The organism is Thermostichus sp. MS-CIW-23 (assembly GCF_054059455.1).
Genome location: NZ_JBSSCC010000005.1, coordinates 96,859 through 122,037 on the forward strand (window position 1 = coordinate 96,859; position 25,179 = coordinate 122,037).

Consider the following 25,179-nt stretch of genomic DNA (forward strand, 5'->3'; position numbering starts at 1 on the left):
ATCCCTTAGGGGGGCAAGAACCCCATGGCCTCTCTCACCCTTTGTAGCGTTTGCTCGGCGATGGCCCGGGCCTTAGCGGCATTCTCCCGAATCAGAACGAGCAGGTGGTCGGGGTTGCTCCACAGTTCCCGGTAGCGCTGCTGAATGGGCTCCAGGGCAGCGATGATGCTGTCGGCAAGGAGGGGCTTGAACTGCCCCCACCCCATCTCGGCACACTCAGCCGCCACCACCTCCTTGCTTTTGCCGGAGGTGAGCATGTAAATCGTCAACAAATTGTGGGCTTCGGGACGAGCCGGATCGTCAAAGGCAATGCCCCGAATGGGATCGGTCTTGCATTTTTGGATCTTCTTGCGGATGGTATCTGGGTCATCCAGCAGATGGATACGGCTGAAATCCGAGGGATCCGACTTGGACATCTTGCGCGTACCATCGGTCAAGCTCATTACCCGCGCCCCCTCCGGACGAATCAGGGCCTCCGGGATCAGAAACACCTCTCCAAAACGGTCATTGAAGCGGCGAGCGATGTCCCGACACAGCTCAATATGCTGCCGCTGATCCTCCCCCACTGGCACATACTTGGGTTGGTAGAGCAAAATATCCGCCGCCTGCAAAATCGGGTAGCTGAACAAGCCAACGCTGGTCTCCTCTCCCTGTTTTTCTTTCTTCTCCTTGTATTGGATCATGCGCTCCGCCCAGTTCATGGGGGTGATGGTGTTGAACAGCCAGGCCAGCTCCGTATGGGCAGGCACGTGGGACTGGACGAATAGCACGCAATGCTCCAGGCTGAGACCGCAGGCCAAATAAAGGGCAAACAGCGAACGGGTTCGCTCCCTCAGCAGCTTAGGATCCTGAGGAACGGTGATGGCGTGTTGATCGACGATGCAAAAAAAGTTCTCGTAGTGCTCCTGCTCGGCCACCCAGTTTTTAATTGCCCCCAAGTAGTTGCCCAAATGCAGTTCGCCAGAGGGCTGAATGCCAGAGAGGGTGCGCGGCTTGGCCATAGGGAAAGCAGATCTCAAACGCCAACAAGACGGAGGACAAGAGCAAGGAAAGTCTTTTTCAGGATATCAAGAGAGGCGCAACCTGTTGGTTCATGATGGAAGGAAGATGCCCAACCGCACACCATGTCAGACTCTGAACCCGAACTGTTGCGTGCTGCCAACCACTATGTGCTGCTGATCCCGGGCTTGCCGGAGCAATTTCTCAGCCCCGAGGAATTGCAGGAGTTTCTCGTGCGGCTGTTGCAGGAACATCCCCACTTGGTGGATGCAGATCTGGCCCGCTATCCCACCCCTCAAGCGCAGGCACAGCGGCTGATCGACACCGCCTGTGAGATCGAAGTTTCCCCCGGCGAAACCGTGCAGTGGCATCCTGTGCGCCTGAGCAAGCGCTCCTCGACACGGTCTTAACAGGCTCGGAAGTTCCTTGACAAGGCCGTTTGTGGCCTCGTCGCGACAGCGTTGCAGTTCCCCTGCCGTAGCCTGAGACAGAGCCCTCATGGAGTTGTGTTTCGGATCCCGCCTTGGGCGTGATACAACGCAAGAAAGAAATCCTGAGTTCTAAGTTCTAAAAGAGGTCAGCCATGCCGCGCAGCATGAAGAACGACAACTTCATTGACAAGACCTTCACCGTCATGGCCGATCTAATTCTGAAACTGCTGCCAGGGGTGAGTTCCGAGGAAAAGAAAGCCTTTGCCTACTACCGGGATGGCATGGCCGCTCAGAGCGAAGGAGAATATGCCGAGGCCCTAGAAAACTACAGAGAAGCCCTCGCCCTCGAGCAAGGGGAAGAAGACCGCAGCTACATTCTCTACAACATGGGCCTGATCTACCAGAGCAACGGCGAGCTTGACAAAGCCCTCGACCACTACCACCAAGCTCTGGAGTTAAACCCAAGACTTTGCTCTGCCCTGAACAACATTGCCGTATTGCTGCACCACAAGGGCGAGCTGAGCCTGCAAGCCGGGGATGAGGAAACAGCAGAGGCCCTGTTCAACGAGGCTGCCCAGTACTGGATTCGGGCCATTCGCATAGCGCCCAACAACTACATCGAGGCCCAAAACTGGCTGAAAACCACCGGGCGCGCCAACCTGGAGGTGTACTGAGCTTTCCTGCAGAAGGACTCCGTTCCGTTAACGCGAACGGTTGATCTCGGCTACCCTGGGCTAAGTCAAGTCAATAATCTGGGAGCCGGAGGAGAGGATGCTGAAACGGGAAGAAGTCCAACATGTTGCTCACTTGGCTCGTCTGGAGCTGACCGAGGAGGAAGAGATCCAGTTCACAGAGCAGCTAGCAGACATCTTGGCCTACGTGGAGCAACTGAAGGAGCTGGACACGGAGGGGGTAGAGCCCACCTTTCACGTCCTGGACATGGAACTGCCCACTCGCCCCGATGAAGTCGAGCCCTACCCGGATATCGAAGGGATCCTGGCCAACGCCCCTGATCGAGCTGACATGTTCTTCAAGGTGCCCCGCATTTTGGAAGAAGAAGACTGACATGGGTCGGCAGGGATTCGAACCCTGGGCCAATCGGTTAAAAGCCGAGTGCTCTACCGCTGAGCTACCGACCCAAGTTTGCAGCTTTGTCATATTAGCAAAGCTTCTGTCACATTCGCAAAGGTTCTGGCCGTATCCCCAAAAATCTTGCTATGCTGGACTCAAGTCAACCCTGGGGCTGTAACGGTTTCGACGGGGTGGCGAACATGGGTTCATGAGGCAGGTCGGGATTGAGCTTATCCCGTTACCACCAGGCTCAAAAAAGTACGTGCGAACAACGTCGTACCCTTTGCTCGTAAAGCGGCTGCTTTGGCTGCCTAAGGCTCAGTAACCGAAAACTTACTCTGAGCTCGAGGATCTGCTCACGACCCCGTTAAGTGGGCGGATCACAACCCCAACGGGTGCAGCTCTCTACTCTGGCTCCGTCGAGGGAGAGACTAAGATTAGGCGGAGAACTCCCATCGCTGGGATCCAAACGGCGATCCCCGCCTCGAGGGTCAAAGAGGCTAAACCTGTGAATGAGTGATCCCTCAGTACCCATCTCGGACACGGGTTCGACTCCCGTCAGCTCCATCTCCCAGCAGTTAACTACGAGCCAAAAACTGCCAGCTTTCAGCCATGCCCTAGGAGCAGATCCTGCTCAGTTTCTAAAGGTTTTACGGAGCGTGGGCGAGTTTGATGACAAGGTGCCGGTTTTTGTCCACCGCAACCCAGCCCTGCTGGCGAAAGCGGTTTAGGAGACGGGTAATGGTGACCCGGGTAGTGCCGATGGCATTGGCCAAGTCCTGGTGGGTAAGGCGCACTTGCAGGCGCACCCCTGTTGCAACCGGGGATCCCAGCTCCACAGCCAAAAGGGAGAGCAACTGGCGCAGCCGATCCTCTACCCGCCGCCGTCCGGCCAAGGCGAGCAATGCTTCGGTTTGGCGCAGCCGACGCACCACCTGCTTGAGCAGCCCTTGACTCAGGATCTCTGAGGCTTCCACCTCTGCTGCCGGCAGCCGCAGCACATCAACTGCCGTCAAAGCCTTAGCTTGGTAGGGATCCAGCATCGTCAGAGGGGATCCCAGGGGCATGGAGGGGCCGGCAAACCCCAACAACGCCTCACCGCCATTGGGATAGAGGGTGGTCAACTGTACCACGCCCCGACAGACGATCACCCATTCATCAGGAAACAGAGGGATAACCTGGCCAGGAGTGTAGGGGGATAAACTGCGGCTTCGGTAGAGGTCTTCTAGCAGCTGGCGCTCCCGTGTGGACAGGCCGGCAGCAAAATGGCTAGGCATTGCTTCAGGCATAAGCTGGCTCCGCTAGGGAAACTGGGCGCACCGGTCGTTGGGCTCCCTTCTACAAACCAACAGCAATGGTCTGGCCGTCAATGCTGAGGTGGGGGCGAGAGATAAGTGTTCCCGACAACACCTTAGCGCTTGCCTTCCAGCCTGAGGTAAAGGCAAAGTTATGCACAGGTTAAGTGTGGCTGCCTCGAGAGAAGAGACAAAAGGAGAACCCGGCAAAGCTGCAGGGATCCGGATCCGGTAGGATCGGAAGCAGGGTGCTCCGCACCGCCGACGCGAAAGTGTTCAAGCCCTCAGGAGATCTGTCGTGACGCTGATGGTTCGTGTGATTACCCCCGACCGCACGGTTTGGGATGCCCCCAGCGAGGAAGTGATCCTCCCTGCCACTTCGGGCCAATTGGGCATTCTCACTGGGCACGCCCCCCTCTTGACCGCCATCGGCAATGGCGTTATGCGGGTCAAAGCCGATGGAAAGTGGTTGGCCATTGCGGTCATGGGCGGATTTGCAGAAGTCGAAAACAACGAGGTAACCGTCCTGGTCAACCGAGCAGAGCGGGGTGAAAAAGTGGATAAGGCAGCGGCTCAGGCCCTCTTGGACGAAGCAAGCAAAGTTTTGAATACCAGCAGCGACAAGCAAGAGCGCTTGCAAGCCAAGTTGGATCAACAGCGAGCCAGGGCCTTGATCCAAGCTGCCGAGATGGGCAGCAAGACTGGAAGCTGACCCTCTTTTCGCGCTAGCGGCGCGGAGCGCTTTGCGTCAGCATGAGTGCGGGAGTATGTCACGACAGCTCAAGTTGGAATAGAACTGTTTCGTCGCGGTATCCATAGCACCCCTCTCCTTTTGGAAGAAGGGCTGGGAGTGAGGGAGAAAGGCTCAAGTCAAAGGCTGCCAATGGCCCGTTTCAGTTGTACCAGGGCGCGATTGTAGGCGATTACAGCATTGGAAAGGTTGCCACGGGCAGTGGTGAGGGCAGCTTCAGCATTGATCACCTCCGTTTGGGTGCCCACCCCCGCTTGCAGGCGCAGCCGGGCCAAGCGCAGGCTCTCTTCTGCCGAGGCAATTGCCACTTTGGCCGAGTCGATCTGTTCACGGCTGGAGCTGAGGGTCAGAAAGGCTTCTTCCACCTCCCGCTGGATTTCGTTGCGGGTGCCGACGAAATCGCTCACGGCCACCTGCCCGTCGATCTGAGCTTGGCGGGCTTGGGCAGCCGCTTCTCCCCCATCGAACCAAGTCAAGCTGAAATTGGCTCCGACCGAATAGCCAACATCAAAGCTATCGCGGCTGGCGTTGAAATCGTTAACGGCATCGAGGCTGGCGAATAAGCCAATTCGGGGGCCATTGCGGGCCTGTGCTAGGCGCACACGGCTTTGGGCCTGTTCCAATTCTCGGCGTCGGCGCTCCAATTCCTGTCGTTGGGCAAAGGCAGCAATGATAGTCTCTTCCAGGCTGAGATCCCACTCTCCCATCGGCTCGATGCGGTCGCTGGCCAACACGTCGGTGGGGCTGGGAAAATTCAGCAGTTCGGCCAGGCGGCGGCGATTCAGTTGTTGGGTGTTTTGAGCCGCCAGCAAGGTTTGTCGATTGTTGGCCAATTCCGTCTCTGCCTGGAGAATCTCAAAGCGGGTACCCAGCCCGGCCCGTTCTCGGGCTTGAGCATCCCGCAGGGTGGCTTCGGAACTTTCAATGGCAGCTTGGCTGATGGCGACCCTGGCGTCCGCGCTTTGCAGATCGTAGTAGGCGTTGGCCACAGCTTGTTTGACCGTCTGCAGCGTTTGCTCCAGTTGCAGTTGGGCGATGCGCAGAGCTTCCTGGGCCAGCTTCAGGTTTTGCTCCCTGAGGCCACTGTCAAAAGCGGTATACTCCACCCGCACCACACTGGCCGAGAGGGTGTGGGATTCGCGCCTTGGCCCACCACCAGGAGAGGGAGCCTCACTGTACTGGTAGTTGGCACGGCTGGAGAGGGTGGGAGCAAAGGCAGCTTGAGCTAGAGCTACCCCGGCCTCGGCCCGCTCGACAGTCAGTCTGGCCTGCTGCACAGCCGGGTTCTGGGCAACGGCGATCTCCAGAGCTTCTTCCAAAGACAAGCCCTCCCTTCGCTCGATGCGCACCTGCAAGGGGGATTGGGGCACCACCAATTCTTCAGCCGTCAAAGCCCCCTTTAGAGTCAGGTCAGCCGCAGGGGTGGAGTCAGCAGGGTTGGGGAGAATCGATAGGGTGGGGGGGGGTGGGGGGGTGAGGATTTCGCGGCTGTTGGGCAGAGCAGAGGCAGCGGAGCTGGGAGCTTCTGGCTGAGCAAGAGCAGGGACAGCCCAGAGCAGGCTCAACAGTAGGCCACAGGGGGCAGAACAGGCAAGGTTCAACTGGGATCCCGCCGAGCCCGTCTGCTGTTGAGGAAGTTGAAGCGGATCCCTGGCTCCATTTTGCATCGCCATCGTGCGGTCATTCTCAACATCACCCCTAGCAGTATCGCAAAATGAAGGACAAAGATAAGACGGTTTTCCGCAGGCTCGCTGGCTGCCCTGTTCGGGCCAGTGGAAGCGAGTCCTCGCATTTGCCCCTGCAACGATGAGGCCGACCTGCGTCTGCCAGGAGCTCCGAGCACGGGCGGGACTCCTCTACACTCAGCAGAGACGCTTGGATTGAGACCGAGTCGATTTAGATTTAGACTCAGTTTAGAATGGTGGGGCCATCTGTCCGTGATGGCGGGGGTGGGTGTTGTGGGCGATGAAAGGGGGCAAGGTGGCAGACTCTCAGAGCACGCCCAAGCAAGGGGAGACCTCTTCCGGTCGGGATCGGGCCTCGCGGCCGAAAAAAAGTAAGCCAAGCCCTTCTGCCCAGTCCGGGGATTTGGGAACCTCAGAAGCAAGAGCGCGGCCAAAACAGGCCGATAGCACTCCGCGCCGTGCGGAGCAGCAGGAGATTTTACAAGATCACCCTTCTGGCTTGAACCCGCCCAAAAATCTCTCTATACTGCAGGGAACTTTATCATTTGCTCCCGCTTCTTCATCTCTCCTTCAATCTATGCGTGCTCCCTCTTCAGGTGACTCGGATCCCATCCTTTCAGAGACTCATGCGGGCTGTTCAGCATCCGAACCGGATCCCAGCACGGAGCGCCATTTGGCCCTGAGGCAGCAACAGCCCTTGGAGAGCCGTCTGCTCAAAGCCGAAGCCGAGCTCCAAGAGCGGCGAGTTCTTCAGGAACAACTGCAGGCTTTGCACCAGAAGGTGGCCGAACAAGAGAAGGCGCTGCAGGAGCGGGAGCATCTCTTGCAACAGTTGCAGCAGACTTTGGCGGCTCAGAAAGTCCAGATCTCGGATCAGGAAGCTCAGCTTGCTGCTCGGCAACGCTTAAATGAACGGCAGCGGCAGGATATCGAGGCCCTGCAGGAGCAGATTGAGCAGCTACGCTTGGCCCACGCTCAGGAGCGCCGTCAATGGGAACAGCGCCAGCAGGAGCTGCAGGCCTCTCTGCTGGAAGCCCAGGATGTGGCGGAAAAGCGGGTGGAAATGCTGCAACGCTTTAAGGCAGAGCTTTCTCTGGCCCGCACTCAAATTGCCGAAACTCAGGCGGAGCTGAGCAGCCTGCGGGCTTTGTACAGCGACCAACAGGCAGCCTGGCAGGAGCAACGGGAACACCTCGAGGCCCGTTTGGCGGGCTATGCCGAGACGGAAGCCGAGGCCGAGCAGCGCTGGCGGGAACAACGGCAAGAGCTAGAAGCAGCCCTGGCCGAAGCCCAAGCTCAATTGGCGGCTTTGCAAGCTCAGCAGGAGCATCTGCGCCAGGGATCCCGGGAGCAGCAGCAGCTTCAACAGCAGTGGCAAGCCCAGGCCGAAGCGCTGCAAGTGGCCCTCTCCCAAGCCCAAGCAGAAGTTGCCCGTTGGCAGCAAGAGCACCGCCATCTGCAGGAACAGTACGCCCAAGCCCAGCAGCATCTCTCCGCCATGGAGCGGCAGTTGCAGGCTGCCTTGGAGCAGTTGGCCGCCCAACCCGACTGGCAGCCACAGTTGCGCTCTGCGCAGGCAACCATTCTCCATCTGCAAGAAGAAATTGCAACCTTGTCCACGCAACTGGAGAAGCAAGCAGAGCAGATCAAAGCCCTGCAAGGGGAGCGTGCTGCCCTGTGGGAAGAAAACCGCTCTCTCCGAGAAAAATACGAGCAGCAGCAGATGCATGTGCTGAGCTTGAAGGCGGCTTTGGAACGCAAAGGCTTGGATGTCCCACCTCGGGCCGATACCTCCAGCGCCCTCACGCGAACAGAGTCCCTTGGCCAGGCTCTGTCTCCAACCCCTGCTGCCAAGCCTACAATTCAGCCCCTGGCCCAACCTCTACCGTCTCGGGCAAGCAAGCGGGCGGTCGATCTGCCGAGGTTTCTGCCCCGTCCGTGAGGGATCCCGTGTTGCAGCCTGTTCCTCCCCGCTGGCTGGAGGTGTGGGTGGATCATCCCCAGTTGGGGGGCTGCTTTACCTATCGGGTGCCAGAGGGATCCGCGCCAGAAGCGGGCGACCTGCTCAGCGTACCCTTTGGTCAGCAAATGGCGGGGGCAGTGGCCTTGGGTTGGCGCTCCGAGCTGCCGGCAGGGGTGGATCCGCAGTCGGTGCGGGAGATCGAGGCGGTGGTGGCCAAAGGGATCCTGCCCAAGGAGTTCTGGCCCCTGCTGCAGCGGGTGGCCGACTATTACCTCACCCCTCTGGCCCAGGTGGTGCGCACGGTATTGCCCCCCGGCTTGCTCAGCCGTTCTCAGCGGCGTGTCCGCTTGCTCAGGCTCCCTGCCGAAGGGGAGGAATGTTCGCCGGCTGCCCAAACCCTGCTGCAGCTGCTTCAGGCCAAAGGGGGAGAGCTGTCTTGGCGCTATGTGCAACAGCAGGTGCCCACTGCCGCCCTCGCCCTGCGGGAACTGCAGCGACGGGGTTGGGTGGAGAGCTTTTGGCAGGAGCAACAGGGGGGCAGGGTGAAAACCCAGCTGGCCGCCAGTCTGGCCGACGACTCCCCAGAGGGGCTGAGCCTCCCTCAGCAGAAGGCGCTGCAGATCCTCAAGCAGAAGGGGGGAGAGCTGCTGCTCGCCGAGTGGGAGCGCCTGGCAGGAGTGAGCCGAGCGGTTCTGCAGGGGTTGGCCCGCAAAGGCCGTGTCCACCTCTACGAGCGCCCACTGCTGCGGCTGGGAGATGCCAGCCTGCCGGGGTGGCGGGATCCGCCCAGGCCCTTGACGGCCGCCCAGGCCCAGGCGGTAGAGGCGATCCGGCAAGCTTTGGGCCGGTTCCAGCGGTTTTTACTGCACGGGGTCACCGGTTCTGGGAAAACGGAAGTGTACCTGCAGGTGATCGCCCAGGTGCTGCAGCAAGGACGGTCGGCGCTGGTGCTGGTGCCCGAGATCGGCCTTACCCCGCAACTGATGGATCGGTTTCGGGCGCGGCTGGGATCCCAGGTGTGGGCCTACCACAGCGGCCTCTCGGAAGGCGAGCGCTACGACACCTGGCGGCAGATGCTGTCCTCCACCCCCCAAGTGGTGATCGGCACCCGCTCGGCGGTGTTTGCCCCCTTGTCCAAGCTGGGCCTGATCGTCTTGGACGAAGAGCACGACGACAGCTTCAAGCAGGATCAGCCCCAGCCCTGCTACCACGCCCGTCAGGTGGCCGAGTGGCGGGCCGAGCTGGCCGGTTGTCCCCTGGTCCTGGGCAGTGCAACCCCAGCAGTGGAAACCTATGCCGCCCATCTGCAGGATCCGCAGCGGTGGATCCGGCTGGCCCTGCCGCAGCGCATCCCCCAAGCTGGGATCCCGGCCACCCTGCCCCAACTGGAGCTGGTGGACATGCGCCAGGAGCTCCAAGCCGGCAACCGCAGCATCCTCAGCTGCCGTCTACACCAGGCCCTGCAGCAGACGCTGGACAGAGGGGAACAGGCCATTCTCTTTGTCCCCCGCCGCGGCCACAGCACCTTCGTCTTGTGCCGGAGCTGCGGGTTTGTCCTCACCTGCGAGCACTGTGATGTTTCTCTCACCTTTCACCTGGCCCATCTTGGCGGACAAGAACTGCGCTGCCACTACTGCGGCGCCCGCCAACCCCATCCGCAGCGCTGCCCCGCCTGTGGATCCCCCTACCTGAAGCACTTCGGCACCGGCACCCAAAAAGTGGTGGAAGTGCTGCACCAGCATTGGCCCCAGCTCTCGATTTTGCGCTACGACAGCGACGCCACCCGCCGCAAGGGATCCCATCGCGATTTGCTGGAGCAGTTTCGCAGCGGCAAGGCCCAGGTGCTGGTGGGCACGCAAATGCTCACCAAAGGGCTGGACATACCCCAGGTAACCTTGGTGGGCGTGATGGCCGCCGATGGGCTGTTGCACCAAGCCGACTATCGCGCCGGCGAGCGCAGCTTTCAACTGCTCACCCAGGTGGCAGGGCGCTCGGGCCGGGGATCCCTGCCAGGACAGGCGATTATCCAGACCTATCTGCCGGAGCACCCGATTTTGAGGGCGGTGCTGGCCCAAGATTACGAGGGCTTCTTGCGGGCAGAACTGCAACAACGGCAAGAGGGGGGCTATCCTCCCCATCGAGCCTTGATTTTGATCCGCTTGAGCAGCACCCGCCTGGAAGCCCTGGAGCGCTACTGCCATCGGGTGGCCGAACGCCTACAGGGGATCCCAGCAGAGGTGTTGGGGCCGGGGCCGGCCCAGGTGGAGCGGGTTGCCGGACGCTACCGCTGGCAGATCCTGCTGAAGCAACTGCCCGACCAAGATTGGGATCGCCCGAAGCTGGCTGCGCAGATCCAGGCCGCAATTGGCCATCCCCCCCAAGGGATCCGCGTCAGCCTGGATGTGGATCCCCTGCGGATTCTCTAGGAACAGTTGACCCGGCGCGCGGCAAGCCCGCCGATCCCGCGAGATCTTAAGGTAGTCTAGTTTCGGGGCCACCCGTATCCAACTCAACTCTGGCAAAGCATGGCTGAAAACCGGACTGGTGCGTTTATCGGTGGGCTGTTGCTGGGAACTGCTGTGGGCACCGCCATCGGCCTGCTCTTGGCTCCCCGCAGCGGACGGGAAACGCGGCGACTGCTGAAGAAATCGGCAGAGGCCCTGCCAGAGGTGGCAGAAGATGTGACCAGCAGTCTGCAATATCAATCGGAAAAGTTGTTCGACGCTGCCCAACGCAGTTTGGATGAGGCTCTGCTGCGGCTGCAGCAGGCAGTGGCGGTGGGCAAAGAAGCCATGTTGCAGAAGCGAAGGGAGCTGCTCCAAGCCCAGAACTCGCGTCCCTTTGGCGGGGAAGAAGCTGACCTAGAAGCTCGGGATGGGGAGGAGGCGGCGGGATGAACGACCCGGTCTTTTGGCTCGGCCTCTCGGTAGGCCTGGTAGCAGTGGGCATTTTGGCAGTGATCCTGACCCTACTACCTGCCGTCATTCAACTGGGTCGAGCTGCCCAGAGCGTGGAGCGCTTTTTCGACACGCTGCTGCGGGAATTGCCGCCCACGCTGGAGGCCCTGCGCCTGACCAGCCTGGAAGTGAGCGAGATTGCCGACAGCCTCGACGAAGGGGTGAAAGGGGCTGGGCAAGTGGTGAAGCAGGTCAACCGCTCCATCGAAGGAGCACGCACCCAAGCCCAGGGCGCCCAAGTCAATATCCGCAGCTTTTGGGCAGGGGTACGGGCAGCCTGGCAGACGCTGTCCGGCGAAGTGCCCCCCACCACTGGCGCGATTCACAACCCGCGGCTGCGCCCATCCGACCCATCCAACCGTTCTTTCTCCGCTGCTTCATCAACACTTCCCCTGGGAGGTGACCGCCCTTTTGCCGGCGGAGCCACACCAGAGGGATCCCAAGCCGCTGCCCAATCTTCCCGACCGGACATCGCCAATCCCTAGGCGTTCCTCAGGATCTTCTGAAAGACAGGCGTAGGAGGCTGGGGCTCTTGCCCGGGGGGAAGCTGGCCCCAAGTCGCATCGGGATCCCAGCGCAGTTGCAGGGTGTCGGTGAGGGAGAACCCCAGTTGCTGCAGGATCTTGAGGCTGAGAGCGGGAATGAGGGGGGAGAGCAGGACTGCCACCCAGCGCACACTTTCCAAAACGGCGTAGAGAATCTGGGCCACCCGTTCGTTTTGCCCTTGCTTGTGCAGCGTCCAAGGAGCCTGCTCATCAAGGTATTTGTTGCTGGCCTGGGCTAAGCTGAGGGCTTTGCGGGCAGCAGAGCTGGGATCCAGCCGCTCGTAGGCGTCGGCCACTGCCGGGGCAAGGCGCTCGGCCAGGGTTTTGAGGGGGTGATCTGCAGGGATCCCGACGGCGGGAACGCGGTAGTCGGATTGATATTTCCTGAGCATGTTGAGGGTGCGGTTGAGCAGATTGCCCAGATCGTTGGCCAGATCGGCGTTGAGCACGTCAACGAAGCGGCCCTCGCTGAAATCGCCATCCTTGCCCAGCTCGATTTCCGTCAGAAAGTAGTAGCGCACGGCATCGGCGCCGTATTGCTGCACCAGCTCAAAGGGATCCACCGTGTTCCCCAAGCTTTTGCTCATCTTGAGGCCATCTTTGGTGAGAAAGCCGTGGCCAAAGATTTGTTTGGGCAGAGGCAGACCTGCGGACATGAGCATGGCCGGCCAGTAAATGGCGTGGAAGCGGACAATATCCTTGCCCACCAGGTGGACATCCGCAGGCCAGTAGCGGCGTAGGGCATTTGCCAAGGTGGGCTCGTCGTCAGGATCCAAAGCAGCACTGATGTAGTTGATGAGGGCATCAAACCAAACATAAAGGGTTTGGCCGGGATCCGCCGGAAAAGGGATCCCCCAGGAGACGCTGGGGCGAGAAATGGAAAAATCCCGCAGGCCCTGCTTGACAAAGTTGATCACCTCATTGCGGCGGCTTTCTGGTTGGATAAACTCCGGCTGCTCGGCATAGAGGGCTTCCAGCTTTTCCTGGTAGCGGGAGAGGCGAAAAAAGTAGTTTTCTTCATCTTTCCACTCCACTGTCTTGGTGGGGTGCAGGGGGCAAAATCCTCCCTCCAGCAGCTCGGCCTCGTCTTTGAACTCTTCGCAGGCCACACAGTACCAACCCTGCTGCCGGCCAATGAAAATATCTCCCTGATCCCAAACCCGCTGAAAAAACTCCCGCACAATGGCTTTGTGGCGAGGGTTGGTGGTGCGGATAAAGCGGTCGTAGCGGATGTCTAGCAACTGCCAAAGCTGGGCAAACTGAGCCGCAATCTCGTCACAGTGCTGCTGCGGCGGAACGCCCCGTTCTTCGGCGGTACGCTGGATCTTCTGGCCGTGCTCGTCGGTTCCCGTCACCATCAGCACATCCTTGCCCCGCAGGCGATGGTAACGGGCAATGGCATCCGCCACCAGGGTGGTGTAGGCGCTGCCGATGTGGGGAGCGGCGTTGACGTAGTAGATGGGGGTGGTGATGACAAAGGTGGAATCCGGCATGAGCATCCCCAAGGCTTTCTCCCATGATAGAGGTTGCGGGAAAGTCCAAAAGGCCAAGCTGTAGCGTGGGTGTGGAGAGGTCATTCGATGAAACTTCAGGTCAACCTTCCGGGGTGGAGCAGGGTAGCCTTGGGAGCAGGGATCCTGGGCGCCGGAGCGGCTCTGGCCCAGCCCTTGCCGGAAACCCGCATCCCCTGTGAGATTTTCATCGCGGGGGGTGGGCTGGGGGGGGTGGCGGCGGCCTATGACGCGCTGCAACTGGGCCGGCAGGTGTGCATGACGGAGATCAGCGATTGGATCGGGGGGCAGGTGAGCGCCCAGGGAGTCTCCGCTTTGGACGAGCGACCCCTGCAGCGAGAAAATGACATCTTCCCCAAAGGCTACAGCGAGTTTCGCCGGCGGGTACGGGAAAAATACGGCGGGGATCCCAATCCGGGCAAATGCTGGGTGAGCGTGCTCTGCTTTTCCCCTCAGGTGGGCCATCAGGTTATCCGGGAGATGTTGGATCCCTATCTGCAGTCGGGGCAGTTGCGGCTATTTACGGAGACGGTGGTCAAAGACTTGGAGATTGCGGATTACCAAATCCGCAGCGTGCAGGCCATCCGCAACATCCCCAAACACGCCGGCGTCCAGCCAGAGAATCGAGGGGATCTCTCCAGCTACTTTCTCGATTTTTATCGTCTAGAACCCACCGAGGACTGGGACAAGGAGATCCTGCGCTTTGAGCCGCCGCCAGAACGCCAAGACAAAACCCTGCCCTGGGTGGTGATCGACGCTACTGAAACCGGCGAGCTGCTGCCCTTGGCGCGGGTGCCCTACCGCCTGGGAACTGATGGCCAAAGCCGCTGGGAACCCAGCTCCAAGCCCTACGTGGATCCCTACTGTACCCAGGGCTTCACCTACACCTTTGTCCTGGAGCGCTCTGCTGTGCCGCAGGTGCCGGTCAAGCCGGAGTTCTACAACGATCCCCTGCACGGCCCCTACTACAGTTACGAACACCCTCGCTTCAACTTTGCGCTGATCTTCACCTACCGCCGCATCCGGGGGCAGGTGTTCGGCTTTGGGGAAGAGGCCATTCGGGTGGGGGATCAGTCAATGCAAAACTGGACTTGGGGCAACGACTGGCGCATCACAGGGCCGGAGATGAACCTCATCCTTACCCACGAGCAACTGCAGGCCTCAGGCCAACTGCAGCCGGGCGGCTGGATGGGGGGCTTGCGGGTGGAAGCCCTGCGGCGAGCTGAGCAGCATGCTAAGGGCTTTTTCTACTGGCTGGTGGCGGGAAGGACGGATTTTCTCCTGCAGCAGGAGGATCCCAACTTTCAAAAAGACTTCTACTTGCGCTATGCCTACCTACGGGGGCCCAATACCCCCATGGGAACTGCCAGCGGCCTCTCCAAGTACCCTTATATCCGCGAGTCGCGGCGCATCATTGGTCGGCCCAGCCTCTCCTACCCAGAAGGATTTACCATCTACGAGTCGGACATCACCACACGGGAATCGGAGCTAAACCGCGGGCGGCCCTTCATCTTCTACGACTCGGTGGGGGTGGGCCAGTACCCCATCGACTTTCACGATTGCCTGCTGCCGGGTTTTTCCCTGCCCCCCAGCAACAACAAAGACGCGCAGGCCCCCAGCTACCCTTACCAGATCCCCCTGCGGGCTCTGATCCCCCAGCGCATTGACAATCTGCTAGCCGGCAACAAAAATATCGCCACCAGCCGCATTGCCAGTGCCTCCTACCGGGTGCATCCGGTGGAATGGGCCATTGGCACCGCCGCCGGCCACACGGCCCACTTTGCCCTGGAGCGGGATCTGATCCCGGCAGAGATCGTGGAGGAGCCGCTTTTGGATTTGCGGCTGTTGCCGGCTCTCCAGGCCCAAATCCAGAGCTTGGGCAACCCCATTCAATTTCCTGGCACCACCATTACCGCCACCGATTGGGCCCAATCCCGCTAGCCTAGAAAGGCAGGGTTGGGAGTTGACCGGTGGATCCCGTTGGGGTTGGACTTGTGGGCTGGGAGATGCTTCGCCCCTCTTTATGGGCCGCCACGGCTCTGTGGGGCTTAGGGCTAATGTGGGGGTTTTCGCCGCTGCATCAAAAGCTGCAGGAGAGCTGGGAAAAGCAATTGCTATGGGATCCCAGTGGAGCTTTGGCTTCCTTGCTGAGCACCCTTCCCTTTTTGCTGGCAGCAGGCTTGGTGGTAGCCCTGACGGAGATCTCCTTGGGCAAAAGCTGGGCCGTCTCCTGCGGCCTGATCGCCTGCGTCGGCGGAGGCCTCTATGAACTGGGCCGGCGGGACAATGCCAGGTAACTCAAGCGCTCCGTGTTGTTAACGCAACTACCCCCAGTCTCCTCCCCTAGGGAGCGGATAAGCAACGCCAAGTTAGAGCGGCTTCAAGCGATGACCCCCCTCCAAGAAGCAGCAGAAGCAGCGGCCAAGCTGCTGGTATTCCGGGACATCTGCACCCACCCCCTAGCCCTAGCCTGGCAGGAGCTAATCCAGCAGTTGATGAGTGGGGATCCCCTGCCGTGCTGGGCGGCCTACGGGCGCTGGTTTGAGCTTTTGGCCCGGCAGGGCCTGAGCTGGCGGCAATGGCTGATCCGGGAGATCCGCTGGGCAGATAACCCCTTTTCCCGCGCGGCGCTGCGATCCCAAGGGATCCCAGAGCCTCTGATGCAGGCTGCCCGCCACGACCTGCGCTGTCTGCAAACCCTAGCGGACAGTCAGGAGACCATTGCCGAGCAGATGCAGGCGTTGGGGTTGGGGATCCCCTGGCCCGATGGGGAAACCGATAGCGCTGGCTGGGATCCCCGCTCTTTTGCCGATTGGGGCCTGAGCCTGGAGGACTTGATTGCCCACTATCGCCAAAGGGGGGTAGGGCTCTGTGGTCGCTACTGGGCCTTTCGCTGGGGGCCAGCAGGGCTAGAAGGGATCCCTGCTCCCGATCTGTCTGACTGGGAGGAGATCTACGGCTACGAACGGCAGAAACAGCAGTTGGCGGCCAACACCGAAGCGCTGCTGCGGGGAGATCCGGCTTTGCATGTGTTGCTCTACGGGGCGCGGGGTACGGGCAAGTCTTCCCTGGTGAAGGCGTTGTTGCGCCGCTACGGCCCGCAGGGGTTGCGCCTATTGGAGCTGCGACGAACTGACTTGGTTCAGTTGCCGGAGATTTTGGCAGAGCTGCGGGCGCAGGTGTTGCCTTTCATCTTGTTTGTGGACGATCTCTCCTTTGAGGCAGAGGAAACCGAGTTTAAGCAGCTCAAGGTGCTCCTGGAGGGGGATCTCGTTGCGCCGCCCCCCAACGTGCGCCTTTATGCCACCAGCAACCGCCGCCATCTCATCCGCGAGTTTTTCGGCGACCGTCCCAATCCCCAAGATCAAGAAGTCCACGCCTGGGATACGGTCCAGGAAAAGCTGTCGCTGCGGGATCGCTTCGGCCTCACCCTCACCTTCACCCCCTTCACCCAGGGAGATTACCTGGCAACCGTAGAACACTTGGCCCAGCGGCTGGGTTTCACCCAATCTCTGGATGCCCTGCGCCGCCAGGCCTTAATCTGGGCCCAACAGCAAAACGGCTTTTCCGGTCGCACTGCCCGCCAGTTCTTGGATGCCGTTCGGGCAGGGCTGGTGAAGGACAGCGATGGACTATAGAAGCGATAGAAGCCATGGTCGCATCAGCGTTGGGTAGCAACCTCGATCCGGCCAATCTGGATCAGACGGAAGCAAGCCGAGGCTTGGCCCGCCTGGGGATCGATGTGGGGGGCACCTTTACCGATCTGGTGCTCTTGCAGGATGGCCAGATGCAGACGGCGAAGGTGCTGTCTACCCCCAGCCCTGAGGAGGGAGTCTTTGCGGCGCTGGACAAGCTGGGGGTGCTCTGGGTTGACCTCTTCTGTCATGGCATGACGGTAGCCACCAACGCGCTGCTGGAGCGCAAGGGATCCCCCACCCTGTTTTTGACCACGGCGGGCTTTCGGGATGTGCTGGCCATTGCCCGTCAAAACCGCCCCTCTCTGTATGACCTGACGCAGCCCAAGCCGGAGCCAGTGGTGCCCCGCCACCATTGCCTGGAGGTGAAGGAGCGCTGCAGCGCGGGCGGAGTGTTGGAGCCGCTCACCGATGCCGAAATCCGGCGGGTGGTGCAGGAGGTGGGGGAACGGGTGCAGCGGGATGGGATCCGCGCTATTGGGGTGGGGTTTTTGTTTTCTTTTCTCTACCCGGAGCACGAACAGCGGCTGGGAATGGCCTTGCGACAGGCTTTTCCCGATCTGCACCTTTCCCTGTCTTGCGAGGTGGCGCCGGAGTTCCGCGAATACGAGCGCTTCAGCACCACCGCCATCGATGCCTACCTCAGCCCGGCATTGGCGGGCTACCTGCACCGCTTGGCCCAAGGATGTCGGGAGCGAGGGATCCCCCAGCCCTTGATCATGCAGTCTTCCGGCGGGGTGACCTCCATTGCTCAGGCGGCAGCTCATGCTTCGCTGGCTTTGCTCTCGGGGCCGGCAGGCGGGGTTTATGGGGCGGCCTATCTGGGTCGCCTGAGTGGCTACCCCCACTTGCTCAGCTTCGACATGGGGGGAACCAGCACGGATGTGGCCTTGATCCAAGATGGGATCCCCCAGGTTACTCCTGCAGCAGTGGTGTGTGGCTTGCCCGTGCAACAGCCCCAAATTGATATCCACACCGTCAGTGCCGGCGGCGGATCCCTGGCCCATTTGCTGCCCGGCGGTGGGCTTCAGGTGGGGCCAGAGAGTGCCGGATCCAACCCCGGGCCGGCCTGCTACGGTCGGGGGGGAAGGGCTCCGACGGTTACCGATGCCAACCTCTGGCTGGGGTACCTGCCGGATGGCGGTCGGCTGGGCGACTCGGTGCAGCTACGGCGGGGGCTAGCGGAACAGGCTATTGCCACGCTGGCGGATCCCTTGGGCTTGAGCTTGCAGGAAACTGCCGTTGGCATTCGCACCTTGGCGAATGTCGCCATGTCGCGGGCCTTGCGGGTGATCAGCGTGGAGCGGGGTTTGGATCCCGCCGATTTTGCCCTGTTGGCCTTCGGCGGAGCCGGGCCCATGCATGCCTGTGCTTTGGCAGAAGAGCTGGGCATCCGCACGATCTTGATCCCGGCTGCCTGTGGGGTGCTCTCGGCGCTGGGAATGGCTTTGGCAGATCTGCGGCGAGACTATCGGCGGGCCATCCTCCAACCTCTGCGGCAGCTCACGTCCGCTTCAGGGGGATCCCTGCTGGCTCAATGGGCAGAACCCCTGATCCGCCAGGCCCAAGCCGATCTGCAGGAGCCGGCGTTGCACTTCAGCTTGGACTTGCGCTATCGCGGCCAGTCTTTTGAGTTGGAGATCCCGGTGCAGTTGTCAGATCCGATTGCTCATCTGGAACAGCAGTTTCACCAGGCCCACCAACAACGCTATGGATGGCAGGATTTGGCCCAGCCGGTGGAGGTGATTCAGTTGCGTCTACAGGCGGTGCAGGCCCTACCCACCGTGCCTTTGACCGCACCCCCCCCCTTGCTAGGGGATCCCCTCAAGGGTCGGCGAGAGGCATGGTTTGGGGGCAGGATGCGCCTGGTGCCGGTTTACGATCGGCAGCGCATGGGTGTGGGGTTTCAACTGCGCGGGCCGGCAATTGTCGAGATGCCGGAGGCAACTGCGGTGATCGAAGCCGATTGGACAGGTGTCATTGACGAAGTGGGAACCCTAATCTTGAGCTGTGTTCGCGATAGCGGGACAAAGTCCTGGTAAACCACCCGACACCCGCGCTATGCGCAGGGTGCGGGCTTTATCCCAATCCCCAGCGGCCCCAGAGGACAGCTAAGTTTCGGAATTTCAGGCGAGTTTACAGTCGCCCCAAGAAGAGAGATCATTTGAGCAGCGTTATGGTCAGCATCCCCTTCCCATCCACAATGCCCACACTTGAACAACTTGCCGCTGCGGTAGGACTTACCCTGCTCAGGGTGGATGTGCAGGCATTTGTGGCAGGTCTGACTGGTGTAGGCAGGCGGCACCAGCACCACAGGCACTCCAGCAATGGCAGCCTTGTAGGCTACAAACATCCTGAGCTGGTAGAACGCCCAGTTGTTAGTCCTGCGCCGCTCAGCCTTACTTCGAGACTTCTGATTCAGGCAATCTCTGATGCCTGTCAAGTCTTCAAAAGCCAGTGCCGCACCAATAGCCTGGGCATCCCTGACCAAGGTTTTGCTGATGTTGTGGTTCAGCCATGTCTGGTAGCGCCGTTCTCTCCCAGAGAGCCTTCTCAGCAGCCTCCTAGAGCTGCGAGTGCGTTTGGATTGAACCTTGGCGCGTACACGGCTGAACCGGTCACGGACGGCCTGGATGTGCTCTCCACTCCAAGAGCGTCCGTTGCTAGCGGTGGCGATATCCCGCCTGCCCAAGTCAACTCCGATTACCTTTGGAGTTTTGCCGGTTGGGGGAGTGTCCAGCTCAACAGCGATGTTGATGTAGTAGTCCCCTTGCTTGGTCTTGGACAGGGTTGCGCTTGTTGGCTTCTGGCCTCGCAGAAGCGCTATCTGGTAGCCACCGATCTTGAGCTTGAGCCAGACTCGCCCGCTTATCAGGGTCACACCAACAGTCTGTTCAGACTCTCGGTACCTAAAAGTACGCGCATCCAAGGTCAGGCTGGTGGGGCGAAACTTGTGGACTTGCTTCACCGCTTTGGCGTTGCTAATCACACGGCGGAGCGCTTGACAGACGTGATTAGCCTTCAGCCCCGTAGCCGCTCTTACCGGTCGATAGACCAAGTGGTGCAGCTTAGCGGTGTTCCAGCAGTTCTTTTGTTTGGCGGCGTCGAGAATCTGGTTGCAAGCATTCGCAAAGCCCTGCAAAGTGCGGTCAATTTCTTGACGCAACTCTTGCGGGACTATCAGCTTGCAACGTACAGAGATAGTCTGGCTCATGGGCCTATCGTAGCTCATCCAGGCTTTGACTAGCAGGCGGGCTTTCCTCCCGACACCAAGCCTGCGGCTATGGTGCGGGCCTCCAGCCCGAAAATTTGGTGAGTCCATCCGCAAGCAGAGCGTCATGGTCATTTCGATTCAAACTAGGATACTGTGCCCACACCCAAAACGTTGCTCGCGTCGGCGTTGCGGAGCAATAATGCAGGGGGCCAGAAGCTCACCCTAACCTGAAAGACCACAGCAGAGCTTGTTTTGAGAGGGAGAGGCAGGTGCTCCAGATCACCTTGACGAATACCTTCACGATTTTTGCGTCCAGATAGGGTGTTGTCTGTTTTCGTTTGTCAGGGTCTAGATAGATGGACTGGCCTCTGCAGCCCTTGCCCTGACTGGATTTTCGCGATTTCCCTCAAGGGCGGACGATGGGACTCGAACCCACGAATGGAGGATCCACAATCCTCTGCCTTAACCGCTTGGCTACGCCCGCCGCGATTCCGGCTATCTAGCTTAGCATGGGAAAAACGGGACTGAACTACAAAGGTCGAAGCGCCTCAAAATGCTACCCAGAGCCGATTTGTTGCAAGGGGCAGAGTATCGAGAAACCTTGGCACGGGTCTTGGATTTGGGAGAGCAAGCCCTCAAGACCTGGCAAGTGGTCTGGAGCGACTTCCTTTCCCCACCCGAAATAGCGGAGGTGCAAGCTCGGCTGCGCAACTTGACCGAACTACAAGTGGGGGCCTGGGGAGGGTACCCCCAAGCAGAGCGCCAGCGCTTGGCCCTAGCTCGCTCTGAGGTGGGTCTGGATGTCCGGGATCCAAAGTCCGACCCAGAAGGGATCCCATTGGCCGCCATTCAGATTCAAGGCAACTTTCTCTTCGACCCGGCTACCCACCGCGATTTTCTGGGAGCCCTTTTGGGAGCCGGCATCGCCCGCGAGAAAGTGGGAGACATCCTTGTGTTGGGAGACTCAGGCGCCCAGGCCATCGTTGTGCCCGAAATGGTGGATTACCTCACCCTAAACCTGACGCAGGTGCGCACAGTGCCTGTCAAAGTGAGCCGGATCCCCCTGAGCCAGTTGAACATTCAACCCCCCCGCGTCAAATCCATCACCAGCGTGGAAGCCTCTTTGCGCCTGGATGCGGTAGCCTCAGCTGGGTTTGGCATCTCCCGCAGCAAGATGGTGGAAGAAATCCAACGGGGGGAAGTGCGGGTCAATTGGAAGCCCATTACCCAAGCCAGCTACACCGTTGGCCCTCAGGATTGGATTGCCATTCGCGGTCGTGGTCGGCTGCAAATCGAAGAGGTAGCCGAAACGAAAAAAGGCCGCTTTCGAGTGCAAATGACGCGGTATCTCTAGATTTTTTCCTGTCTGAGTTTGGGGAGATCGTTACCTCCAGGAAAATGCTCTAGAAAAAAGAGAAAAAGGCCCAAGGGTAAAGCAAATACTCCAAGTAAAACAACTTCCAGATCAGTTGATAATAGCCAACAATCGCCTCCCGACGGCTGAGATCCAGATGGACACCATAGCCCAAGAGGATCCCCAGCCCCAACACATGGCTCACCAACAGCCAGAGGCCGTTGCCCGCAAGGAGAAAAGAGATCCCCACCCCGATAAATCCCAGATAGCACAAGGCCAAAATGCTAATGCAAAACCTTGAGATCCGCTCTGGCCCAAAGCGCAGCGAGAAGGTGGCAATGGCAAACTGGCGATCCCCTTCCATGTCGGGAATATCTTTGAAAAGGGCGATCACCAGCCCAAAAATCGACATAAACCCCGTCAGCCAAACAATCGCAGCCGAAAGCTCGACCCTTCCCTGCATCACCTGCTGAAAATGGCTGTAAAGGCCCAAATTGACGATCAAACCCCGCACGCTGTAGATGCAAGCCGAGGCTGCCAGCGGAAAACGCTTCAACCGCAAGGGGGGCAACGAATAGGCCGTGCCGATCCCATTGCTCAAAAGCACCGTCAGCAGCAGGTAGGGGATCCCGGCCATGGCCAGTAGGACGGACGCCGCTCCACAACCCACGACGATCCCCACCCCCTGTCGCCAACTCAGGGATCCAGCAGCCAAGGGCAAATGGGGTTTGTTGATGCGGTCGATTTCAATATCCGTCAGTTGATTCAAGCCGACGATGTAGACATTGGCCGCCAGACAGGCCGCCCAAGCCCAGACCAACTGGGGCAGCGCCGAGAGAACCGGTTGCAGGGATCCGGCAGCCACAAACCCCGCCAACAGGTAGAGGCCCACCACGCTGGCGCTGGTGCCGTAGACGGTGTGGGGTCGAGCAAAACGCCAGAGAACTTGTGGGCGCAACATCAAAAAAGCTAGGGAGAGTCTTCCAGGAGAGAAGCTAGGGCTGCCCAGCGGGGATCCGCCGTTGGTGCTGTAGCTTCCACCGCAATGCCCGGACAATCGGGACGGCAGGGCAACTGGCGGGGCATCTCCAAATGCAGGTGCTGGTACATCCAGTCTTCGACATCCAGCTCACCATTGGGGGGCAGGCTCTCCAGCAGATCTTCTTCGTCTTGCAATTCCAGCTCCAAGGGGAGAGGTTCGGGATCCCGAATCAAAATGATCTCCTCAACTTCCAGGTGCAGCCGGTGGTTGAACTGCTGTAGGCAGCGGTGGCAGGTGAGGGTGACAATGGTACGAGCTTCAGCACTCACTTCGAGAAAATGGCCCCGATGGCTGACTTCCAGGGATCCCTCCACAGGGGTCAAACTCTCAAAGCCCGAAAAAAACTGCCTAAACTGCAATTCTTGGGTTTGATCCGGCATCTGCCGCAGATCCGATAGACGAATTGGCCTCAGCATGGCACCCCCCTTCACGCGTTTTGGGTAGCAGGGATCCCTGTCGTCACCGTAGCAAGAGGGCCAACTTGTTCCCAGCCCTCTGCCCACTCTCAAGATGGGGAAGCTGCCCGACGGATAACCAAGCGCCGGTTAGGCTCTTTGCCACGGCTGAAAGTTTCCAGATCGGCATAGGCAGGGTCATTCAAGAGAGTATGAATTTGCCGACGCTCGGCAGCCGAGAGATCTGGAAACTCGTATTCCCGACCAGTGGCCCTCACCTTTTCCACAGCAGCGGCAACCAAAACCTTCAGCTCCTGCAAACGCCGCTGCCGATAGCCGTCCAAATCCAAAATGTAGGGCTGCTGCTGGTCTTCCGGCTGGTTCAGGTTGAGAAGGGTGTTGGCCAGGTACTGCAACGCATCCAGCACCACGGGGGAGCGATCCTCCTCTTGAGGGGAATCTCTGGAAGATGGAGAGGGCAAGGGGGGGGCTTTCGCCAACAGCAGCCGCTTCTGAGCTGGGGTCAAAGAGTCTGCCTCAATTTCCAGCACCTCCCCCACCACCCGCACCGCCGCTGGGATCCCCATAGCCGCCAGCACCTGCTGTAACCACTGCCTGGCTCGCTCTTGATTGGCCGCAAAGGTGGACTTGTTTGGCGAAGGGGCAACGGTTCCCTCAGATTTCTTAGCAGCAGATCCCGTAGAAGACTTAGGACGGCTCATCCTGGGCAGCTTCCAACTTTGAAGAGCATGACTCTAGTCAATAATAAGCTCAACTATACTGAAAATAATGTATAATATGTTCAGTACGGATTACTACCAGTTGATCTTTCTGTTTACTTTCGAGTCTGCCAACATGGTAGCCAAAGCAAAGCAGAAAATTGGTAGTAAGACGACACGGAAACTGCGCTTTGGGTATTTTACTCAAAGCTTTGCGGGATACCGCCATTCTGGTTGGAAACAAACAGAATGCTATCGCTGCATAGTTGAACAGTGATGTTCAGCAGTGTTCAGCGTAAATGTATCAGGTATCAACACTCCACCACAAGTCCACCCCAACAGCGAGGATCCCCTAGGGCTCAAAGGGCAAGGATTCCCGTCCCTCCTTGGCTGGTCTGGGCTTGGTCGATTTCTCCACTTCCTTGGCCTCCACCGTTATCGTCTGGGCAGCCCGACGACGCTCCTCTTCCACCAACTGCTGTAAGTTCTCCGGCAACGGCTCCCGCGAGAGCAGGAAAGTCTGCACCGTTTGGAAGATATTAGAGACGAGGATGTAGAGCAAAACCCCTGCCGGCAGAGGGAAGAACAGGAACATCGCCGAGAACAGCACAGGGGTGATCCGAGCCATGGAACTTTGGCTGGGATCCTCTTTGCCGGTATCCTGTCCGGCATTGGTTAGGTACTGGTTCAGGTAAATGGACACCCCAAAGATGACGATCATGGCGATGATATCCCAGTGGATGGTGCCATCTTCGTCGAAGGCCCCCACACGACCCAACTTGTCGATGAACAGAAAGCCGGTGTCAGAGGCCAAACCGGGAATAGACACCTGCACGGTCACATCCCCCGGCTGCAGAGCCAGCAAGGTGCCATCCGGCTTTATCTGGGCACGATCTTCCCCTTTGGTGATCTTCCAGGTGGGCTGTAACAGATTGGGATCCCCGCCCGCTTCGGCCACCAACTGCTCAAAAGGTTTGCCCCCCGGCCCTTGAAGCAAAAATTGCACCTCTTCCCCGACGGCAATCTTGGTGCCTTTGGGTTCCACCAGCACCACCGGCTTGTGAAGAGAGTCGGTGACAAAAATGTTCTTGCTGGAGCTGACGTAGGGGGCGGGCACCACCTCAGCCGCCACTTCCGCCGGCAGGATCTGCAAGTTGACATCGTAGGTCACCGCTGCAAAGGGGGATCCCCGCAGGGTGGCAAACAGGGCAAACAGCACCGGCATTTGAATGAGCAGTGGCAGGCAGCCCCCCAAAGGATTGGCCCCCAGCTCGGTATAAAGCTTGGCCTGGGCTTCGCGAAGCTTTTGCGGGTCGTCTCGGTATTTCTCCTGGAGTTCTCGCATCCGCCGCTGCATCACCGGGCTGATCACCTTCATGCGCCGCATGTTGCGGATGGATCCCACATTGAGCGGGTAGAGGGCAAAGCGGATCACCAACGTCAGGAAGATGATGGCCAGTCCGTAGCTGGGCACGATCCCGTAGAAAAAATCCAGGATCGGCAGCATGACGTTGTTGGAGAGAAATCCGACTCCGAAGTCCATGAGGGGCGC

At 59.6% G+C, this 25,179-nt stretch carries 22 protein-coding genes, 2 tRNA genes, 1 other RNA gene and 1 pseudogene; 15 read left to right on the forward strand and 11 right to left on the reverse strand.

Going from position 1 to position 25,179, the window contains the following annotated elements; genetic code table 11:
* Positions 1 to 5 precede the first annotated feature (5 nt).
* Entirely contained in the window at positions 6 to 1,001 is a 996-nt protein-coding gene (gene trpS / locus ACVW0B_RS03360) for a tryptophan--tRNA ligase (protein ID WP_414375193.1), read from the reverse strand.
* A 123-nt stretch (positions 1,002 to 1,124) separates the two neighbouring features.
* Here trpS and ACVW0B_RS03365 point away from each other — a divergent pair, with 123 nt between their 5' ends.
* The 3 genes from ACVW0B_RS03365 to gatC all read left to right on the forward strand — a co-directional run bounded on the left by ACVW0B_RS03365 (position 1,125) and on the right by gatC (position 2,495).
* Complete coding sequence (locus tag ACVW0B_RS03365; RefSeq protein WP_414375195.1) at positions 1,125 to 1,409, forward strand: chlororespiratory reduction protein 7; 285 nt, start codon at positions 1,125 to 1,127, stop codon at positions 1,407 to 1,409.
* Between the two features lie 173 nt (positions 1,410 to 1,582).
* The gene (locus ACVW0B_RS03370) at positions 1,583 to 2,104 is read left to right on the forward strand and encodes a photosystem I assembly protein Ycf3 (protein WP_414350803.1); all 522 of its coding nucleotides are present in this window, start codon (positions 1,583 to 1,585) and stop codon (positions 2,102 to 2,104) included.
* Positions 2,105 to 2,201: 97 nt separating this feature from the next.
* Entirely contained in the window at positions 2,202 to 2,495 is a 294-nt protein-coding gene (gene gatC / locus ACVW0B_RS03375) for an Asp-tRNA(Asn)/Glu-tRNA(Gln) amidotransferase subunit GatC (protein WP_414400282.1), read from the forward strand.
* A 2-nt stretch (positions 2,496 to 2,497) separates the two neighbouring features.
* Here gatC and ACVW0B_RS03380 read toward each other — a convergent pair.
* Positions 2,498 to 2,569 (reverse strand) — tRNA-Lys (locus tag ACVW0B_RS03380).
* A 100-nt stretch (positions 2,570 to 2,669) separates the two neighbouring features.
* Between ACVW0B_RS03380 and ssrA the strand changes: the two genes are divergently transcribed.
* Positions 2,670 to 3,071, forward strand: a transfer-messenger RNA (tmRNA) gene (ssrA, locus tag ACVW0B_RS03385).
* A gap of 80 nt (positions 3,072 to 3,151) precedes the next feature.
* Here the strand turns inward: ssrA and ACVW0B_RS03390 are convergent.
* Positions 3,152 to 3,790, reverse strand: a complete 639-nt coding sequence (locus ACVW0B_RS03390) for a Crp/Fnr family transcriptional regulator (RefSeq protein WP_414342684.1) — start codon at positions 3,788 to 3,790, stop codon at positions 3,152 to 3,154.
* 304 nt (positions 3,791 to 4,094) lie between these two features.
* Here ACVW0B_RS03390 and atpC point away from each other — a divergent pair, with 304 nt between their 5' ends.
* Positions 4,095 to 4,508, forward strand: coding sequence for an ATP synthase F1 subunit epsilon (gene atpC, locus ACVW0B_RS03395; RefSeq protein ID WP_011433800.1), 414 nt, complete (start codon positions 4,095 to 4,097; stop codon positions 4,506 to 4,508).
* Between the two features lie 158 nt (positions 4,509 to 4,666).
* Here atpC and ACVW0B_RS03400 read toward each other — a convergent pair whose 3' ends face one another.
* Positions 4,667 to 6,220 carry a TolC family protein gene (locus ACVW0B_RS03400; RefSeq protein WP_457490949.1) on the reverse strand — a complete coding sequence of 518 codons (1,554 nt, stop codon included), beginning with the start codon at positions 6,218 to 6,220 and terminating at the stop codon, positions 4,667 to 4,669.
* A gap of 685 nt (positions 6,221 to 6,905) precedes the next feature.
* On the opposite strand from ACVW0B_RS03400, the gene ACVW0B_RS03405 reads away from it, so the two are divergent.
* The 4 genes from ACVW0B_RS03405 (at position 6,906) to ACVW0B_RS03420 (ending at position 11,637) form a co-directional block, all read left to right on the forward strand.
* Positions 6,906 to 8,174: a hypothetical protein gene (locus ACVW0B_RS03405; protein WP_457398004.1), complete on the forward strand. Its 1,269-nt coding sequence runs from the start codon at positions 6,906 to 6,908 to the stop codon at positions 8,172 to 8,174.
* Positions 8,175 to 8,182: 8 nt separating this feature from the next.
* Entirely contained in the window at positions 8,183 to 10,621 is a 2,439-nt protein-coding gene (priA, locus tag ACVW0B_RS03410) for a primosomal protein N' (protein WP_457490950.1), read from the forward strand.
* A gap of 99 nt (positions 10,622 to 10,720) precedes the next feature.
* Entirely contained in the window at positions 10,721 to 11,092 is a 372-nt protein-coding gene (locus tag ACVW0B_RS03415; protein WP_011433806.1) for a YtxH domain-containing protein, read from the forward strand.
* Complete coding sequence (locus tag ACVW0B_RS03420) at positions 11,089 to 11,637, forward strand: hypothetical protein (protein WP_011433807.1); 549 nt, start codon at positions 11,089 to 11,091, stop codon at positions 11,635 to 11,637. The genes ACVW0B_RS03415 and ACVW0B_RS03420 overlap by 4 nt, the downstream gene beginning before the upstream one ends.
* Here ACVW0B_RS03420 and metG read toward each other — a convergent pair.
* A complete protein-coding gene (metG, locus tag ACVW0B_RS03425; RefSeq protein ID WP_457490961.1) occupies positions 11,634 to 13,190 on the reverse strand; it encodes a methionine--tRNA ligase in 1,557 nt (518 codons plus the stop codon). The two genes, ACVW0B_RS03420 and metG, sit on opposite strands and share 4 nt — an antisense overlap.
* Positions 13,191 to 13,277: 87 nt before the next feature.
* On the opposite strand from metG, the gene ACVW0B_RS03430 reads away from it, so the two are divergent.
* The 4 genes from ACVW0B_RS03430 to ACVW0B_RS03445 all read left to right on the forward strand — a co-directional run bounded on the left by ACVW0B_RS03430 (position 13,278) and on the right by ACVW0B_RS03445 (position 18,945).
* Positions 13,278 to 15,149: an FAD-dependent oxidoreductase gene (locus ACVW0B_RS03430; RefSeq protein WP_457490951.1), complete on the forward strand. Its 1,872-nt coding sequence runs from the start codon at positions 13,278 to 13,280 to the stop codon at positions 15,147 to 15,149.
* A 65-nt stretch (positions 15,150 to 15,214) separates the two neighbouring features.
* Positions 15,215 to 15,505 (forward strand): hypothetical protein, encoded by a 291-nt coding sequence (locus ACVW0B_RS03435; RefSeq protein WP_011433810.1) that lies wholly within the window; start codon positions 15,215 to 15,217, stop codon positions 15,503 to 15,505.
* Between the two features lie 90 nt (positions 15,506 to 15,595).
* Positions 15,596 to 16,846 (forward strand): DUF815 domain-containing protein, encoded by a 1,251-nt coding sequence (locus ACVW0B_RS03440; protein WP_457490952.1) that lies wholly within the window; start codon positions 15,596 to 15,598, stop codon positions 16,844 to 16,846.
* Positions 16,847 to 16,860: 14 nt separating this feature from the next.
* On the forward strand, positions 16,861 to 18,945 hold the full coding sequence (locus tag ACVW0B_RS03445; RefSeq protein ID WP_457490953.1) for a hydantoinase/oxoprolinase family protein: 2,085 nt from the start codon (positions 16,861 to 16,863) through the stop codon (positions 18,943 to 18,945).
* 17 nt (positions 18,946 to 18,962) lie between these two features.
* Here ACVW0B_RS03445 and ACVW0B_RS03450 read toward each other — a convergent pair whose 3' ends face one another.
* Positions 18,963 to 20,117: an RNA-guided endonuclease InsQ/TnpB family protein gene (locus ACVW0B_RS03450; protein ID WP_457490954.1), complete on the reverse strand. Its 1,155-nt coding sequence runs from the start codon at positions 20,115 to 20,117 to the stop codon at positions 18,963 to 18,965.
* A 411-nt stretch (positions 20,118 to 20,528) separates the two neighbouring features.
* A tRNA-His gene (locus ACVW0B_RS03455) sits at positions 20,529 to 20,601 on the reverse strand.
* Positions 20,602 to 20,670: 69 nt separating this feature from the next.
* Here ACVW0B_RS03455 and ACVW0B_RS03460 point away from each other — a divergent pair.
* On the forward strand, positions 20,671 to 21,471 hold the full coding sequence (locus ACVW0B_RS03460; RefSeq protein ID WP_457490955.1) for a photosystem II S4 domain protein: 801 nt from the start codon (positions 20,671 to 20,673) through the stop codon (positions 21,469 to 21,471).
* 49 nt (positions 21,472 to 21,520) lie between these two features.
* On the opposite strand, the gene ACVW0B_RS03465 is transcribed toward ACVW0B_RS03460, so the two are convergent.
* The 3 genes from ACVW0B_RS03465 to ACVW0B_RS03475 all read right to left on the reverse strand — a co-directional run bounded on the left by ACVW0B_RS03465 (position 21,521) and on the right by ACVW0B_RS03475 (position 23,630).
* Positions 21,521 to 22,432 carry a homogentisate phytyltransferase gene (locus ACVW0B_RS03465; protein ID WP_457490956.1) on the reverse strand — a complete coding sequence of 304 codons (912 nt, stop codon included), beginning with the start codon at positions 22,430 to 22,432 and terminating at the stop codon, positions 21,521 to 21,523.
* An 8-nt stretch (positions 22,433 to 22,440) separates the two neighbouring features.
* Entirely contained in the window at positions 22,441 to 22,929 is a 489-nt protein-coding gene (locus ACVW0B_RS03470) for a YceD family protein (RefSeq protein WP_011433815.1), read from the reverse strand.
* A gap of 89 nt (positions 22,930 to 23,018) precedes the next feature.
* Positions 23,019 to 23,630, reverse strand: a complete 612-nt coding sequence (locus ACVW0B_RS03475) for a Jag family protein (RefSeq protein WP_457482473.1) — start codon at positions 23,628 to 23,630, stop codon at positions 23,019 to 23,021.
* Positions 23,631 to 23,709: 79 nt separating this feature from the next.
* Here ACVW0B_RS03475 and ACVW0B_RS03480 point away from each other — a divergent pair.
* Positions 23,710 to 23,893, forward strand: a pseudogene (locus ACVW0B_RS03480) (hypothetical protein); the annotation flags it as partial.
* Between the two features lie 86 nt (positions 23,894 to 23,979).
* Here ACVW0B_RS03480 and yidC read toward each other — a convergent pair.
* Complete coding sequence (yidC, locus tag ACVW0B_RS03485) at positions 23,980 to 25,170, reverse strand: membrane protein insertase YidC (RefSeq protein WP_457403747.1); 1,191 nt, start codon at positions 25,168 to 25,170, stop codon at positions 23,980 to 23,982.
* Positions 25,171 to 25,179 lie beyond the last annotated feature (9 nt).

Coding starts and splice junctions, on each gene's coding strand:
- ACVW0B_RS03435 (WP_011433810.1), top strand. CDS start 15,215: ATGCTTCGCCCCTCTTTATGGGCCGCCACGGCTCTGTGGGGCTTAGGG.
- ACVW0B_RS03465 (WP_457490956.1), bottom strand. CDS start 22,432: ATGTTGCGCCCACAAGTTCTCTGGCGTTTTGCTCGACCCCACACCGTC.
- ACVW0B_RS03470 (WP_011433815.1), bottom strand. CDS start 22,929: ATGCTGAGGCCAATTCGTCTATCGGATCTGCGGCAGATGCCGGATCAA.
- ACVW0B_RS03430 (WP_457490951.1), top strand. CDS start 13,278: ATGAAACTTCAGGTCAACCTTCCGGGGTGGAGCAGGGTAGCCTTGGGA.
- yidC (WP_457403747.1), bottom strand. CDS start 25,170: ATGGACTTCGGAGTCGGATTTCTCTCCAACAACGTCATGCTGCCGATC.
- ACVW0B_RS03400 (WP_457490949.1), bottom strand. CDS start 6,220: ATGGCGATGCAAAATGGAGCCAGGGATCCGCTTCAACTTCCTCAACAG.
- ACVW0B_RS03445 (WP_457490953.1), top strand. CDS start 16,861: ATGGTCGCATCAGCGTTGGGTAGCAACCTCGATCCGGCCAATCTGGAT.
- ACVW0B_RS03415 (WP_011433806.1), top strand. CDS start 10,721: ATGGCTGAAAACCGGACTGGTGCGTTTATCGGTGGGCTGTTGCTGGGA.
- ACVW0B_RS03370 (WP_414350803.1), top strand. CDS start 1,583: ATGCCGCGCAGCATGAAGAACGACAACTTCATTGACAAGACCTTCACC.
- gatC (WP_414400282.1), top strand. CDS start 2,202: ATGCTGAAACGGGAAGAAGTCCAACATGTTGCTCACTTGGCTCGTCTG.
- ACVW0B_RS03420 (WP_011433807.1), top strand. CDS start 11,089: ATGAACGACCCGGTCTTTTGGCTCGGCCTCTCGGTAGGCCTGGTAGCA.
- ACVW0B_RS03440 (WP_457490952.1), top strand. CDS start 15,596: ATGACCCCCCTCCAAGAAGCAGCAGAAGCAGCGGCCAAGCTGCTGGTA.
- ACVW0B_RS03390 (WP_414342684.1), bottom strand. CDS start 3,790: ATGCCTGAAGCAATGCCTAGCCATTTTGCTGCCGGCCTGTCCACACGG.
- ACVW0B_RS03450 (WP_457490954.1), bottom strand. CDS start 20,117: ATGAGCCAGACTATCTCTGTACGTTGCAAGCTGATAGTCCCGCAAGAG.
- metG (WP_457490961.1), bottom strand. CDS start 13,190: ATGCCGGATTCCACCTTTGTCATCACCACCCCCATCTACTACGTCAAC.
- ACVW0B_RS03460 (WP_457490955.1), top strand. CDS start 20,671: ATGCTACCCAGAGCCGATTTGTTGCAAGGGGCAGAGTATCGAGAAACC.
- ACVW0B_RS03475 (WP_457482473.1), bottom strand. CDS start 23,630: ATGAGCCGTCCTAAGTCTTCTACGGGATCTGCTGCTAAGAAATCTGAG.
- ACVW0B_RS03365 (WP_414375195.1), top strand. CDS start 1,125: ATGTCAGACTCTGAACCCGAACTGTTGCGTGCTGCCAACCACTATGTG.
- trpS (WP_414375193.1), bottom strand. CDS start 1,001: ATGGCCAAGCCGCGCACCCTCTCTGGCATTCAGCCCTCTGGCGAACTG.